The organism is Duganella sp. GW821-FHT07F09 (genome assembly GCF_059418705.1).
Genome location: NZ_JBWKQJ010000021.1, coordinates 45,090 through 57,858 on the forward strand (window position 1 = coordinate 45,090; position 12,769 = coordinate 57,858).

The window sequence follows — 12,769 nt, forward strand, 5'->3', positions numbered from 1 at the left end:
AAGCCGTAAGGCCCCCCATAAGCAAGGAAAAACGACGATGGCGAATCCAAAACTGTTCGGCGCGCTGTGCGCCTCGATATTCTGCGGCACGCTTCACGCCCAGGCCCCAACCATGCACATCCCGGCCGGCGACCTGAAAACGGCACTCGACCAATACGCGGCGCAGACCGGCGTGCAACTGCTGTACCGCGCGGATGACGTGCGCGAGCGCACCACTCCGGGCGCCAACGGCCAGTTGGATGCCGCCCGGGCGCTGGACGCTTTGCTGGCCGGGACGGGATTGGCCGTGCGCAAGGACGGCAGCGGCGCGGTGCTCATCTTTCGAGCAGCGCAGCCCGGCGCATCCGCGCAAGCTTCCGACACGGAACTGACAACGGTCACGGTGACCGCGCAGAAGCGGGCCCAGTCCGCCCAGGCGGTGCCGATTGCGATGACGGCGCTGTCGGCCAAGACCCTGGACGCGCACCGGGTGCAGAACTTGCAGGACGTCGCGCGCCTGACCCCGGGGCTGCTGGTCTCCGCCTTCAGCCAGGCCAATCCGACGATCGCCATCCGCGGCATCAGCAATACCTTTTCCCAGATCGGCGTGAACAAACCGGTTGGCATCTTCGTCGACGATGTCTTCATTCCCCGCAACAGCGCAGCAAGCTTCGAACTGTTCGATCTCGAATCGATCGCCGTCCTCAAAGGACCGCAAGGCACGCTGTTCGGACGCAACGTCACCGGTGGGGCCATCGTCATCAATACGCGCCAGCCCGATCCCAAGGACTTCGCGGCCGAAGCCGAACTCACCGCCGGCAACCATGGCGAACGGCAAGCCAAGGGCCTGATCAACATGCCGATCGGCGAGCAGGCCGCCATCAAGCTGTCGGCCTCGCTGCGCGAGCGCGACGGCCTTGGCCGCGACCGCCTGACCGGTCGCGAGCAGGATGACATCGACAGCAAGAACTTCCGCGTGCAGGGCTACATGCGCATCACCCCGGCACTGGCGGTAACCGTGGGCGCCGATTACAGCGATGACCGCAACGGCGGCCGCACGCTGTCCTCGGACACCTTGGGCAACGATGGCAATGCGCGCACGTCGGAACTCGGCATCGACCAGCGCTACGCACGCATCATCTCGGGCGTGTCCGGCAAGCTGGTCTGGCGCCTGCCGGCCGGTGAAATCACTTCGATCAGCGCTTATCGCAGATCGCAAAGCGGTGAGGATTATTCAGGCGTCGGCGCCAGCTATACCTTCCTGACCAGCGGTAGCCAGAGCGTCACGCGCGACGCCGACCAGATCGCCACTTTCTCGCAAGAGCTGCGCTATGCCAGCCCCAAATGGGCGGGCGGCGATTTCGTGGCCGGCCTGTACTATGCGGACGAGGACGGCAACCGCCAGCTCGGCACGTGCGGATTGGCGGCGCGGACCGGCGCCCTGACCGGCGCCACGCTGGCCGAACAAACGGTCGACACGCGCAGCCTCGCCGTGTTTGCCGACGGCGTCCTGCATCTTCCCGCGGCGTTCGACCTGACGTTGGGCGCGCGCTACACGCGCGACAGCAAGGACGCCAGCCTGGCGCGCACCGACCGGCTGCGCGCGTCGAACAGCTTCGGCGTTACCGGTTTGTCGCACGACTGGAACGAAGTTACCCCGCGCGCGGTACTAAGCTGGACACCGCGCGCCAATCTCATGGCCTATTTGAGCGCGGCGCGCGGCTTCACCAGCGGCGGCTACAACGCCGACGCGTCCAGCGCCGCGGCCTTCCGCACCCCCTTCGACCCCGAGACGGTGAACAACTTCGAACTCGGCCTGAAATCGCAGTGGCTGCAAAACCGCCTGCGATTCAACGCCGCGGCATTTCGCATGAAGTACCGCAATAAGCAGGAGTTGGTTAACAATACGCTGACCGGCATTCTCACCATCGTCAACGCCGCCAAGGCCAATGTCGATGGCGGCGAATTGGAACTCGCGTACAAGGCCGCAAGCTGGCTCGACCTGTCAGCCAACGCCGCTTATCTGGACGGCCGCTACGACCGCTTTGTGGTTGGCACGGTCAACAACAGCGGCAATCCGTTGTCGAACTCGCCGCGCCGACAGGTTGGCGTGGCGGCGAACTTCAGCTATCCCGTCTCCTACGGCTACCTGGTGGGCGCGGCCAGCTACGCGTGGAAGGATAGCTACAACACGGGCGCGGCCAATGACCCCAACCTCCAGCTGCCCGGCTATGGCCTGGCCAATCTGTCGGCCGGACTGGAAGCCCCCGACCGCGGTTGGCGGCTGATGGCGTGGGTCAAGAACGCCAACGACACCACGTATTTGCTGACCCGTTCAACCCAGGTCGTGCGCGCTCGTTATGTCGGCGAACCGCGCACTTTCGGCCTGAGCCTGAGGGCGAGCTTCTGATGGCCGCGCCGAACGAAACGCGGCGCCTGCTGCTGGGCGCCCTGCTGGCATTGCCGGCCGGCCTGGCCCTGGCCGCCCCGACCCAGGGCGACAGGCCTATGCCAGACCGCGCGGGCCGGCCGCTGGCCCCTTGGCAGCCGGGTTGGCTGGACATCCACCACATCGCAACCGGACGCGGCAATGCGACGTTCGTGCTGCTGCCCGACGGCACCAGCCTGCAAATCGATGCCGGTGCCTCGCTGAACCGGCTGGATGTCTCGGTGGCGCCGCGCCCCGACGCCAGCCGTCGTCCGGGCGAATGGATCGCGCGGTACGTGCGCCGCCAGTTGACGCGTGCGGACCTCGAGGGCGAACTGGACTACATGCTCGCGACCCACCTGCATCCCGACCATATCGGTGACGTCGACGCGGAGTCGCCACTGTCGGTGCGGGGCTCGTACCGGCTCGGCGGCATGACCGACGTGGCGGAACTGATGCCGATCCACACGCTGATCGACCGCGGCTTCCCGGACTACGACTTTCCGCAGCGTTTCGCCGCGCCTTTCGCCGACAACTACCGCGCGTTCGTCGAGGCGCGGTGCCGCGCCGGCCTGGCCGTGGAACGCTTCCAGGTCGGCAGCGCGGGGCAGATCGCCGCCCGGGGCCACCGAACGACGCCGCACCGCTTCGCGGTGCGCAACGTCGCGGCCAACGGCGAGGTCTGGACCGGACAGGGGGAATCGTCGCGCGCGGTATTCCCCGACCTGGCATCCATCCCCCGCGGCGACTGGCCAACCGAGAACCAGTGTTCGCTGGCGCTCCGTATCGCCTACGGACCGTTCAGCTATTTCACGGCCGGCGACCTGACCAGCTATACGAACGACGGCGCCTTGCCCTGGCAGGACATGCTGGGTCCGGCCACGCGCGCGGCGGGCGCCGCGACGGTGGCGACCGCCGACCACCACGGCATGTTCGACGGCCTGAACGGCGACATCGTCCGCACCCTGCGGCCGCGCGTCTGGGTCATCCCGTCCTGGCACATCGCGCATCCGGACGTGTTGCAACTTGAACGCATGTTCAGCGAGCGTCTGTATCCGGGGCCGCGCGACGTGTTCGCCACCACGGTCATGCGCGAGAACCTGCTGGCCAACGGCCGGCTGACGAAGCGCCTGCGCAGTCATGATGGCCACGTGGTGGTGCGCGTGATGCCGGGAGGCGAGCGCTTTTATGTCGCCGTCACCGACAACCGCACAGAGACCGACACGGTGACGCTCCTGACGGAAGCGATGGACGTTCCGGCATCGGCATCGCGGGGGTGACGGTCCGCACGGCCGATGTCAGGCTGCTTCGGGTGGCAGAAAATACGTCTGCCTCCAGCAGTCGACCACGGCCACGTGCTTCATCATGGTTAGCATCGCCTGTCCCGGATCCAGCCCCTCCAGCGGCAGCGCCGACATGGAAAGGACATGACCCGAGTCGGGATCCATCGTGAAGACGGGGGAGTGCAGCCCGTGCATGTCGCGGTTGGCGGCCAGCAGTGCCTCCAGGATGGCGCATCGGTTCTCTTGCGGGACCGCGCCGAAATCGCAGGCGACGGCCACGTTTTCTTCCCCCCATTGCGCGGGATCATGCGCGAGCATGAACGGCACCCCGTTCAAGTCCAACCTCAGCAGGCCTGGCGAGGGGTCCAGTTCCATGCCCATCTCCTGGCTCAGCGCGTGGACGAAAGTTTCAAAAGTAGCTTTATGGTTCATTGTGCGATTTCCCCGGTGGTGTTGTTTTGCAGCGGAACCGGTATGACCGTCCGGCTCCGCGGTCGTCGTTGCTACGCCGTCATCGGTGCGGTGTTGGCGGGCTCCCCCGACAACGGGACCGCGACGTTGGCCAGCGCGTTAAGACGGGTGTGCGCTTGCGCGATCAGCCTTTTCGCCTCGGCCTTGATACCCGGACCGGTGAAGAGCCGCGCTCCGGCATAGTCGGTGACGGCCCTGCGGGCGGAATAAAGATAATGCTCTTTGAACATTTCGACAAATGAAGGCCTTCCTTCTTTCCTGGTAAAAAATTCCCGCCGCACGCGCGCCGTGTTGACGGCTTGCGGCCCGCCCCAGGCGGCGAGCAGTGCGAATCCGAGCGCGAGGGTGGATGTGCCCATCATCGCGTAGGAGAAGGTCAGTGAATGGTTGTTCGGCCCCTTGCCGGGGGTGCAGGTGAACGTTTCGGGGTTCGCTTGGCGAACCAGGCCCGCTCCCGCCTGCAGCAGGAAAAAGAAACCGGTGCCGCCGACCCCCATGAAGGTGGCGCGCGCGATTTGCACCACGAGTGCGGGGACGGTATAGCCCGGCATCTTCCAGCGCGTCGCGACCGCGTCCTTCGTATTGCCGAACTGGCTTTTTTCATTCAGGAACACGTTGGCGATGGACTGCGTCGTCTCAGGGGTCAGGCGCGTGTAGTCGAAGGGCAAGAGGATCTTATCCAATTGATGGTGCCGGAGGTTCCTGAGCAGGTCCTGCACCTGTGCCGGCGATTGCGGGTCTTGGGTCAGTTTCTCGGCTGCCAGGTCGTGATTGGTGGTGGGCCGGCCCGCTTCTTCGGAGGCTGCCGCGTCGAGGTGCGGCCGCACACGGAGCGTCTGTAACAGGGCATGCTCGTACGGGGTCAGCGATTTGTCTCGGCGCACCCGGTTTTCCTGGGCTTCCTCGCCGCTTCGCGACTCGGGCGGATTCCTCCAGCCGTCGATATTCAGCGTGCTGCCTCTGGCTTTCGACTCCAGACGCGTGCGCACCGCCAGTTCGAGCGGCGTCAGTTCAGCGCCTTCGGCGCGCGCCATGTCGGTCCACTCCAGCATCTGTTCCCTCGTCACATCGACGAAATCATCCGGCCCCAGCAGCTCGCGGGTCTCGTACTTTTCTTGCAGATCGGTCAATTGATCGGCCAGCGGGACCGGAAGCGCTCCTGCCCGAAGCGTTTTCGCCGCGTCAAGCGAGTCCAGCCCCAAGGCGTCGCGCAGTTGTTCATACGGCGCGTCGGTCTCGTATTTCTTTTGCAATGACGCCAGCGTGTTGTCATGTTCGGCGGCAAGCGCGCCGTGGTCCGCGGCCCCCTCCAGCGTCAGCAGTTTTTGCAACTCATCCAATACCACGAGTTTCCCTAGTTCTTGCAATGCGCCCTGGCAACCCGCCAAGGCGGCCCCCTCGCAGCCGGTCTTGAACTCATCCCAGCGCTGCCGCGCCTCGGCGTCAAGCGGTTGGCAGAACTTGGCCTGATTGAAACCGCCTGCCGCGTCAAACTGCTTGATCGTTTTGGCGCCGACATTGAACTGTTTCGCGAGTTTTTCAAGCTCGGCGTCGCAACGGTTCTCAATGCCATCGTTAATCAGCCACATTTGCTGGACATACCGCGCCCTGAACATGTCGCGAATGTCGTCCTTGGTTTGGACGGGGCCACAGGAAATGTTCGCGGCCATAATCAATCGGCCCTCCCGCATCCGGTCCATCGGCGCGGCGGCGAGTTGCAGCAATTGCACCACGGCTGTCGTTCCCATCTGGACATAGAATGCGTATTTCCCCCCTTTGCAATTTTCGTTTTGCGCAAAAGCGATATACTGGGTCAAATTCAGCAAGACCTGCCTCATCGCCGAGAGCGTCGATTGCGCCCAGCGTCCGTGGTCGAAACTATCGTCATGCGCTTCGCGCCGGTAGCGCTGCTCCTGCGCCTCTTCACTGGCGGCCAGCGCCAGTGCCAGTTGCGCCCGGGCTTCCGGCGGTAAGGGCGTTTTCTCCGTCTCTGCCAGCGCTTCCTTCAGATTCCTGCTGGTGGCAATCAGTTCGGCGGATGTCGCCGTAAGGGTTTGTGCGCTTTCCAGCTGCCTGCTTCGTCCCGGAATCCCGGCATCGCGCGCAAAGTCGAAGCGGTAAAAAGCAGCGTTAAAGACCTGGACACCCAGATAGGGTTGATACACCTGGGCCAGCAGCGACCACACGAAAGACACGACGGCGGCGTTGCTGTGTGGCCCCAAGGCGCCGTACAAGGTCGGCGCAAGGCCGATCGCGTTGTTGACGGCGCCGGCGCCCTGGAGCGTGAGCGACTCTCGCGCTAGCTCCTTGGCCGCGGCTTTCGGATCGACGCCAAGCGCCGCGAAGATCTGGTCCACGAATTGCAGCGCCTCCTTGCTTCGGGTCGTTACGTCCAGCTTGAGCAGCAACTGGTTGATTTCCCGAATTTGCGCCATATTCTCATCTGAAATCGGACGATGGCTGGTGTGCATTATTATGTCGTGGTGTGTTTTGTTGAGTTTGGCTTTCCTGTCCTCCTGAAATTGCCGTTGCATCGGGCTGCTTCCCCGGCGCTGTACAGGCGATGGGGGAGGGCCGGGATCGATGTCTATCAGTGTATGGGCACCCGCTTGATGTTCCGGAGAAGCTATCGGTGGGTGGATGCTGTCGAGTGCCAAGCTGGCTGCATTGGGTAAAACAGGAAAAGTGGTGTGCATGATATTTCTCTGGGATCTATAGCCTCCACGTATGGGAATAACATGAAGACCGACTTTTAAAAGGGCGAAAAAAAATCCGGTCGGGTCCGCTTGTGCCTGGCGTGGTGAACGGCGGGCACAGGCGGCAAGGCGCACGGTGTGGCCTGATCGGCAAGCGGGGCGGATCAGTCGTTGCCGAGTTTTTGCTCAAGCACTTCGGTGATGTTCTTTTTGGCGGCAATGACCTTCGCGGCATCGCCGCTGGACAAGGCCTCGGAATAGCCTTTGATCGGCGCTTCGAGATCCGCACGAAGGCCTGGACGATTTAACTCGATGGCGCTCAGGACGGTGTCATAGTTCAGCGACAAATAACTTTCTTCCAGTTCCGAGGCGGCACGCCGGGCGCATTGCCTCAACACCGGATCGGTGGACTCGAGGATGTCGCGGTAACCGACATGATCGTTGTAGGCCAAGCCCGGACCGTGGTCGACGGCGCATTTCGCCCCGACGCTGGCCGCCATGACTTCGTCGTAACTGTGGTGACGTTTATTGCCGACCAGCGCCGCCAACATGATGCCGCGGAAGGTCTCCAGCGAAGGAAACGCCGCCAGCGCTTCCTTGTTGCCCGGATCCTGCCAGGTCCATTTGTCTACCGCCGAGCGATACAGATTGAGGTAGCCCAGCGTGTGTCCGCTCATGCCGCCGATGATCGGTTTCTGGTTGTCATACGCGTTGTCATACCAGGCTTGCTGCTTGCTGATGAAGTCATTTTTCAGGAGCTCGGAAGAGTAGTCGATGCCGAATTCGAGGTCGCGGATATGAAAATTCTTTTGTCCCATGGGGATGTTCAGCTTGCGGCGGACTTCGTTGATGTACTTGTCGCAGGCGACCTCGGGTTTTTCCAGGATGTTGCCTAGTACGCCAACGACGTTCATCAATCCCACATCCTTTTGCCTGGTCACGAGCGGATGGCGGTAGTCCAGTTCCTCTGCATTGATGTCGGTGTTGTACGTCTGTTCGAAACTCTTCCCGCCGTGCAGGTGGGCGTCGGACCAGGGAATCTCGGCGATATCGCCGTACAGGAATTTGCGTTCGTCCTCGTTGGCGGCGTTCCAGATGTCTTCGGTGGCAAGCTGGTCTTGCGGTTTGCCTTGCGCGCGCGCAGCCTTGGTCATCAACGCCTCGAACTTCTGGCTGTAATTCTCGTCCTGGATGTGTTTTTCTGGACGATACGGAAGGCGGTGTTCGCGAAACCGGGTTACCCCGTTTTTCAGCGATTTCTTCATCGCTTTCGACAGCTCGCGCCACTCCGCCTCGGCCACGCCGGTGCCTAGATTGCGTTGGTTCATTAGCGGTATCATGCCGGTCTCCGCTGTCGCGTAGTCGGCCAGAGGTTTGAGCAACAGGTGGCCGAAGCCATTTTTGCCAACTGGAATTGAGCGGTCCGGGTCCCGGGTTAGCGTGCTCATGTGGTAAATCCAGTATTCCATGCTGTCGTCGATTCCCTGTTTGTACTCCACCGAGCCGCCGAAATAGGGGTGCTGGCCGAACAGTTGCTTGATCAGCTTCACGTAACCGATGATTTTGGCTTTGTCGTTCTCGTCGGCGTCTTCGTCCGCAAGCGGATGTTTCGCGATGAAGTTCTGGATGGTCGCGTCGCTTCCATCTTGCTGATCGATGAGTGTCCGGAGCGCCCGTTCGGGGTAGTAATTCTTGAGTTTATCGAACAGAAATTCGATACGTTTATTGCGGTGCTCGGTGCCCAGCGGATGGTTTTCATCGACAATCACGGATTCGATACCGAGCTGCGTGTGTATGAGTTCGATTCCTTTCTTGAGCTCCGCCGTGAAATAGGGCTCGTTTTCTATCGCATGCTGCAACTTTTCCTCGAACATCAGGTTGAGGTCCAGCGTCAGGTTGGCGGCGAGGTTTTCAGCGGTGTCATGTGTTATACGGGCGCCATAGGTGGTGGCGATCACCGTCGGTATATCGACACTCAGGCGCGCCGTGCCAAGCATGCGGCCGGTTTCCCGGCACAAGTTCACGCCGTTGGCCAGTATGGGCTTGGTGCGACGGGATGTATGCGGCGCCGGTTGCTCCAATGTCGCCAGCACATAACTGCGTGCGGCATTTTCTGGACGGCGAACCGTACCGCTGGAAGAGGTCGGAAAGACGGTTTGAGCGCCTGGTTTTTGGGTGGGCGGGACCGGCGATTCCATCCCGGGATCGAAGGAGCCCGATCCGATTTTAAGATGATGCATATATTATCTGTTCCTTTCGAGATTTTTTGCGCCGCTGCGCCGGCCTGTGGACAGGCCGGCGCGCCGGTTTTACCGTCAATCTCGCCAAACCCGAGTATGAGTATCATGACGAAACCAACTTGTTCCATGACATTCTCATGACATGACGCCGGAGCTTGCGGCCGTGAGATCTTGTGGCGGCTATGTGCAGCGACACGTGGCCGCCGATCCCCGCTGCGATAGACGCTGGCGCTCGCCGCGCTGCATCGGAACTGGAAGGCGGCGACTTGCAATTTGCGCCGCTTTGTCTAGTCGAAGGCGAGCGGGGGGCGTGGCGTTCTGACGCCCGGGATCTTGACCGCAAAACAACCGCCATCAACCTGATTGGCGCCGCCGGCGCTCTTCGGGCCGCTGCATGCCCGGTGCGTGGCCGAGATCATCGGTAATTCGAGGTTCCCCTAAGTTTTTTTGCCATCGTATCGTTCTATAATATATAGTATCGACCATTGATACACGATAGATCGGGAAGATCGGAGTGTGATGGGCGCGGGCGCTTTCCCCTGGAGCAGGGATCGGTCCGGGGATATGGGTGTCGACGGGCGGAGCGTGGCGATGGTTGAGATGCTGGTGAGGCGTGCGCTGCAAAGCGTGCTGGTGGTGTTTGTGATGTCGATCCTGGCGTTCGTCGGGATCAACCTGGTCGGCAATCCGATCCATTTGCTGGTCGCGCCGGACGCCTCGTACGAGGAGATCCAGCGCGCCTCGCACGCGCTCGGGCTGGACCTGCCGGTGTACCGGCAGTACGGCCGCTTCCTGAGCCACGCGCTGCAGGGCGACCTGGGCAATTCCTTCGCGTTCGGCCGTTCGGCCATCGGCCTGATCTTCGAGCGCATGCCGGCCACGCTGGAGCTGGCGGTGGCGGCGCTGCTGCTGTCGGGGCTGATCGGCATCCCGCTGGGCATGTGGTCGGGGCTGCGTCCGGGCAGCTGGCTGCACAAGGGCGCGATGGCGTTCTCGGTGCTGGGCGTGACCATTCCGGTGTTCTGGCTGGGGCTGATCCTGATCCTGGTGTTCTCGGTGAACCTGGGCTGGCTGCCCTCGGGCGGGCGCGGCGCCACCACTCCGCTGCTGGGCGTGGAGGTCAGCTTCCTGAGCTGGGAGGGCGCCAAGTTCATGTTGCTGCCGGCCTGCACGCTGGCGCTGCACAACGTGGCGCTGGTCATGCGCATGACCGAGGCCGGCACGCGCGAGGTGGCGGTGCAGGAATACGTCAAGTTCGCCCGCGCCAAGGGCGTGGGCGCGGCGCGGCTGATGCTGCGCCATATCGCGCCCAACGTCATGATCCCGATCGTCACCGTCATGGGCATCGAGTTCGGCCACCTGATCGCGTTCTCGTTGATCACGGAAACCATTTTCGCCTGGCCGGGCATGGGCAAGCTGATCATCGACTCGGTGCTGCAGCTGGACCGGCCGGTGGTGGTGGCGTACCTGATGGTGGTGCTGCTGCTGTATGTGGTGATCAACTTCGCGGTCGACGTGCTGTACCTGGTGCTGGACCCGCGGTTGCGGATCAAGGCGGCGTAGCGGCGCGCGAGAGTGGCCTGGCGTGGCCGGAAGACAGGAAGAAACAGGAAGCGCCGGCGGCGGGTCGCGTGGGCGGGAAAGGCCGGAGCTGGCTCCGGGCGGAGAAAAAAATGATCATGAACGATATCGATACGCGCGCATTGCAGGAGCAGGCGAAGGGGGCGGCCGTGCCGCCGGAGGCGGGGCCGGCGGTCCCTGTGGAGACGCCGCTGCGGCTGTTGTGGCGGCGGTTTTTCAAAAGCCGGGTGGGCACGCTGGCGGCGTTGCTGCTGCTGGTGCTGGCGCTGGCCGCGCTGGCGGCGCCGCTGATCGCGCCGCATGATCCGTACGACCTGGCCAAGGTGTCGATCATGGAGGCCGAGCGCGCCCCCGGCGCGGCCAGCACGGATGGGGCGATGACGTATGCGCTGGGCACCGACGGCGCCGGGCGCGACCTGTTGAGCGCGATCCTGTACGGGCTGCGCATCAGCCTGGGCATCGGCGTGGCCAGCGCGCTGGTGGCGCTGGTCCTGGGCACCTGCGTCGGGCTGGCGTCGGCCTATTTCGGCGGCAAGGTCGACGCCCTGCTGATGCGCGTCGTCGACGTCCAGCTCAGCGTGCCCACCATCCTGATCGCGCTGGTGCTGCTGGCGGTGCTGGGGCAGGGCGTGGACAAGACGCTGATGGCGCTGGTGCTGGTGCAATGGGCGATCTTCGCGCGCAACGTGCGCGGCGCCGCGCTCGTCGAGCGCGGCAAGGAATACATCGAGGCGGCGCTGGGCCAGGGGCTGCCGGCGCGGCGCATCATGTTCGGCCACGTGCTGCCCAACTGCATGGCGCCGCTGATCGTCACCACCACCAACCAGATGGCCAACGCCATCACGCTGGAGGCGACGATGAGCTTCCTGGGCATCGGCCTGCCGCAGACCAAGCCCTCGCTGGGCCTGCTGATCTCCAACGGCTTCGACTACATGCTGTCGAACCAATACTGGATCAGCCTGTTTCCCGGGATCGCGCTGGTGTTGCTGGTGGTGTCGGTGAGCCTGGTGGGCGACCAGTTGCGCGTGGTGCTCAATCCCAAGCTGGACGCATAAAGGAGGCGATGATGGCATTGTTGGAAGTGAAGAACCTGGTCACCGAATTCCACACCGAGGCCGGCGTGGCCAAGGCGCTCGACCGGGTCTCGTTCACGCTCGAGTGCGGCAAGGTGCTGGGCATCGTGGGCGAATCGGGGTCGGGCAAGTCGGTCACGGCGTTTTCGTTGATGAACCTGATCGACAAGCCGGGCCGCGTCACCGGCGGCGAGATCCGCTTCAACGGCGAGGACCTGCGCCAAGCCCCGGCGCGGCGCTGGAACGCGCTGCGCGGCGACCGCATCGCGATGGTGTTCCAGGACCCGATGATGTCGCTCAATCCGGTCATGCGGGTGGGCGCGCAGCTGGGCGAGACGATCGCCATCCACCGCAAGGCCGGGCGCGCGGAGATCGAGCGGCAGGTGTGCGCGGCGCTCAAACGGGTCGGCATCCCGGCGCCGGAGGAGCGCATGCGCGCCTATCCGCACGAGCTGTCGGGCGGCATGCGCCAGCGGGTGGCGATCGCCAACGCCATCATCAACCGCCCGGACCTGATCATCGCCGACGAGCCGACCACGGCGCTCGACGTGACGATCCAGGCGCAGATCCTGTACGAGATGAAGCAGCTGGCGCGCGAGAGCGGCACGGCGCTGATCTGGATCACGCACGACATCAGCGTGGCCAAGGACCTGGCCGACGAGCTGTGCGTGATGTACGCGGGGCGCGTCATCGAGCGCGGCCCGGTGGCGCGGGTGATCGGCGCGCCGCGGCACCCCTATACCCGGGGCCTGCTTGACTCGCTGCCGCAGGGCGGGCGCCACGGCCAGCGGCTCCATTCGATCCCCGGGGCGACGCCGCCGCTGCTGTCGCTGCCGCCGGGCTGCGCGTTCGCGCCGCGCTGCGCGCGCGCCAGCGGCGCCTGCCACGCGGTCCCTCCGGTGTTCGCGGCCGGCGGCCGCGAACACCGCTGCTTCCATCCCCTAGGGAAGCGCTGATTTAATCGCCGCCGCAGTGGCCCAAGTGATCTGTAAGCTGTCAAAATAGTGGCTCCTTTCCA

Annotated in this window: 8 protein-coding genes; 5 read left to right on the plus strand and 3 right to left on the minus strand. The window is 63.7% G+C overall.

The genetic code is table 11. The features are described 5' to 3' along the window. Positions 1-37 precede the first annotated feature (37 nt). Positions 38-2,389 carry a TonB-dependent receptor gene (locus tag AC07P1_RS32055; RefSeq protein ID WP_494699645.1) on the plus strand — a complete coding sequence of 784 codons (2,352 nt, stop codon included), beginning with the start codon at positions 38-40 and terminating at the stop codon, positions 2,387-2,389. Then, entirely contained in the window at positions 2,389-3,687 is a 1,299-nt protein-coding gene (locus tag AC07P1_RS32060; protein ID WP_494699646.1) for a ComEC/Rec2 family competence protein, read from the plus strand. The genes AC07P1_RS32055 and AC07P1_RS32060 overlap by 1 nt, the downstream gene beginning before the upstream one ends. An 18-nt stretch (positions 3,688-3,705) precedes the next feature. Here the strand turns inward: AC07P1_RS32060 and AC07P1_RS32065 are convergent, their stop codons facing one another. From AC07P1_RS32065 to AC07P1_RS32075, 3 genes are all read right to left on the minus strand, one after another. Continuing rightward, positions 3,706-4,122: a CesT family type III secretion system chaperone gene (locus tag AC07P1_RS32065; protein ID WP_494699647.1), complete on the minus strand. Its 417-nt coding sequence runs from the start codon at positions 4,120-4,122 to the stop codon at positions 3,706-3,708. Between the two features lie 71 nt (positions 4,123-4,193). Beyond that, positions 4,194-6,857 (minus strand): hypothetical protein, encoded by a 2,664-nt coding sequence (locus AC07P1_RS32070; protein ID WP_494699648.1) that lies wholly within the window; start codon positions 6,855-6,857, stop codon positions 4,194-4,196. Between the two features lie 164 nt (positions 6,858-7,021). Further along, entirely contained in the window at positions 7,022-9,097 is a 2,076-nt protein-coding gene (locus tag AC07P1_RS32075) for a hypothetical protein (protein WP_494699649.1), read from the minus strand. A gap of 591 nt (positions 9,098-9,688) precedes the next feature. Here AC07P1_RS32075 and AC07P1_RS32080 point away from each other — a divergent pair. The 3 genes from AC07P1_RS32080 to AC07P1_RS32090 all read left to right on the plus strand — a co-directional run bounded on the left by AC07P1_RS32080 (position 9,689) and on the right by AC07P1_RS32090 (position 12,707). Further along, the gene (locus tag AC07P1_RS32080; protein ID WP_494699650.1) at positions 9,689-10,660 is read left to right on the plus strand and encodes an ABC transporter permease; all 972 of its coding nucleotides are present in this window, start codon (positions 9,689-9,691) and stop codon (positions 10,658-10,660) included. A 110-nt stretch (positions 10,661-10,770) separates the two neighbouring features. Further along, positions 10,771-11,733, plus strand: coding sequence for an ABC transporter permease (locus AC07P1_RS32085; RefSeq protein WP_494699651.1), 963 nt, complete (start codon positions 10,771-10,773; stop codon positions 11,731-11,733). Between the two features lie 11 nt (positions 11,734-11,744). After that, positions 11,745-12,707 carry an ABC transporter ATP-binding protein gene (locus AC07P1_RS32090; RefSeq protein WP_494699652.1) on the plus strand — a complete coding sequence of 321 codons (963 nt, stop codon included), beginning with the start codon at positions 11,745-11,747 and terminating at the stop codon, positions 12,705-12,707. Positions 12,708-12,769: the final 62 nt, after the last annotated feature.

Bases quoted from the DNA above. Each gene is read 5' to 3' on its own strand.
- AC07P1_RS32055 (WP_494699645.1), top strand. From the start codon at position 38: ATGGCGAATCCAAAACTGTTCGGCGCGCTGTGCGCCTCGATATTCTGC.
- AC07P1_RS32060 (WP_494699646.1), top strand. From the start codon at position 2,389: ATGGCCGCGCCGAACGAAACGCGGCGCCTGCTGCTGGGCGCCCTGCTG.
- AC07P1_RS32070 (WP_494699648.1), bottom strand. From the start codon at position 6,857: ATGCACACCACTTTTCCTGTTTTACCCAATGCAGCCAGCTTGGCACTC.
- AC07P1_RS32085 (WP_494699651.1), top strand. From the start codon at position 10,771: ATGATCATGAACGATATCGATACGCGCGCATTGCAGGAGCAGGCGAAG.
- AC07P1_RS32075 (WP_494699649.1), bottom strand. From the start codon at position 9,097: ATGCATCATCTTAAAATCGGATCGGGCTCCTTCGATCCCGGGATGGAA.
- AC07P1_RS32065 (WP_494699647.1), bottom strand. From the start codon at position 4,122: ATGAACCATAAAGCTACTTTTGAAACTTTCGTCCACGCGCTGAGCCAG.
- AC07P1_RS32080 (WP_494699650.1), top strand. From the start codon at position 9,689: ATGGTTGAGATGCTGGTGAGGCGTGCGCTGCAAAGCGTGCTGGTGGTG.
- AC07P1_RS32090 (WP_494699652.1), top strand. From the start codon at position 11,745: ATGGCATTGTTGGAAGTGAAGAACCTGGTCACCGAATTCCACACCGAG.